Below are 1996 nucleotides of genomic sequence, written 5' to 3' on the forward strand. Positions count from 1 at the left end.
TACTTAATTCAAGTTGCTAGTTATTGAAAGTCGGACAGGTCCATGCTAATTTAGTGTTGCGAACTCAAACCAACACTTCCCATGTCCGACCCGGTAAAAATAGTCACAGAAACCACTTACCTGTACGTAATCATCGACGATATTCTCAAAAGTCTGGGCCATCGCGAACACCCCGGCTGCGAATGCAGCGACAGCGAGGTGATCACTACGGCCCTGTGCGCATCCCTTCACTTCGGCAGCAACCGCTCCGACGCCATCGGCTTCGTGCAGGAGACCGGACTGATGCCCGAGATGGTTGGCACCAGCCGATTTAGCCGCCGACTGCACCGGGTAGGCGAACTGGTAGCGGATATGCTGCTACAACTAGGCCACGTCTTCAAGGCGCTCAGTGAGAGCATGGTCTACCGAATCGACAGCTTTCCCCTGGCCTGCTGCCAGAACATTCGCATCCCCCGCAGCCGCCTCTTCGAGCAGGATCGGGCCGCCGGGCGGCAGTACCGGGGTCGCAACGCCTCGAAACGCCAGTATTTTTACGGCATAAAGGTCTTCGTGATGACCGACGAGGCTAATCGCCCCGTCGAGTACTGCTTCACGCCCGGCTCATGGGCTGACATCGACGGGCTGCGGCAGATGCCCCTCGACTTACCACCGGGATCGGACGTCTACCTCGACAGCGGCTTCACCGACTACGGTATGGAAGATGATCTGAAAGAGGCCGAAGACCTCGACTTTTTTGTCGCCCGCAGGAAGAACTCCAAGAGGCCACACCACCCCTCGGTTGACTTCCTGATCAGCCACCACCGTAAGCCGATCGAGACCACGTTCAGCGAGATCACCGCTCTGTTTCTCAAGAAAATACACGCGGTCACCGACAGGGGGTTCCTCTTGAAGGTCATTTTGACCCTTTTTGCCCATACGTTGACCAAAGCTTTTATCTAGCAACTTGAATTATTTAACGCCTTGCTGTCAGGGAGTTTTTATGAGAGATGAATAGTAGATTATTCTCAATCTGCATCCTTACGCTGGGCGTGTTGGCCTGGGGCGTGGTTTATTCCCAATCCCGACCCAACGTCGTCCTCATCCTGGCTGACGATATGGGCTATGGGGATTTGGGATGCTACGGCGGCACGACCATTCCTACGCCACACATCGACGCGCTGGCGCGGGGCGGGATGCGTTTCACCGATTTCCATTCCAACGGCGTTGTCTGCTCGCCCACGCGGGCGGCCTTGCTGACGGGCCGTTACCAGCAGCGGGCGGGAGTGCCGGAGGTGATCACGGTGGATCCCAAGTACGACGAATTGGGTCTGCCGCTATCGGAAACAACTCTGGCCGAGGTAGTTAAAAAAGCCGGATACGATACCGCAATTTTCGGCAAATGGCATCTTGGCTACCAAAAAAGGTATAACCCGACTTATCAGGGATTCGATGCGTTTCGGGGCTATGTAAGCGGCAACGTAGACTACCAGTCGCATCTCGACGCGCCGGGCCGGGCCGACTGGTGGTCGGGGGCGCATCTGGAAGACGAACCGGGTTACGTTACGGACTTAGTGACGAAGCACGGGGTCGAATTTATCGAACGGCACAGAGACCGACCTTTCTTGCTATACCTTGCCCACGAGTCGCCACACTACCCTTATCAGGGACCGGACGACCCGGCGTTTCGGAAGCCCAACGGCAAAAACCAGTCGCAGGGTCCTCGTCAGGATGTGGAGACCGCCTACCGCGAAATGATCGTCTCGCTCGACGAAGGCGTAGGCCGCGTCGTGGCGGCCCTCAAAAAAGCGGGTCTTGAGAAAAGCACCCTCATCATTTTCTGCTCCGACAACGGCCCCACCGGGCCGGGGCTGGCCGGACCGCTGCGGGGCCGAAAAGGCACGACTTGGGAAGGCGGCCACCGCGTACCGGGCATTTTTTACTGGCCGGGCCGCATCGCGGCGGGCCTCGTCACGGACGAAACCGCTCTGACGATGGACATTTTGCCCACCGTAGCTGC

General features: G+C 57.6%; 2 protein-coding genes. Both read left to right on the plus strand.

Features of this window, described 5'->3' with window-relative positions:
• Positions 1–81 precede the first annotated feature (81 nt).
• Positions 82–939, plus strand: coding sequence for an IS982 family transposase (locus ACEW8P_RS12025; RefSeq protein WP_373513325.1), 858 nt, complete (start codon positions 82–84; stop codon positions 937–939).
• Positions 940–986: 47 nt separating this feature from the next.
• A partial coding sequence (locus ACEW8P_RS12030; RefSeq protein ID WP_373513326.1) for a sulfatase-like hydrolase/transferase occupies positions 987–1996 on the plus strand: 1010 nt, incomplete at its 3' end.

The sequence above is a fragment of the Persicitalea sp. genome, from assembly GCF_041751555.1.
Classification (GTDB): domain Bacteria; phylum Bacteroidota; class Bacteroidia; order Cytophagales; family Spirosomataceae; genus Persicitalea.

Excerpts from the sequence above, each read along its gene's own strand:
- ACEW8P_RS12025 (WP_373513325.1), top strand. The coding sequence starts at position 82 with ATGTCCGACCCGGTAAAAATAGTCACAGAAACCACTTACCTGTACGTA.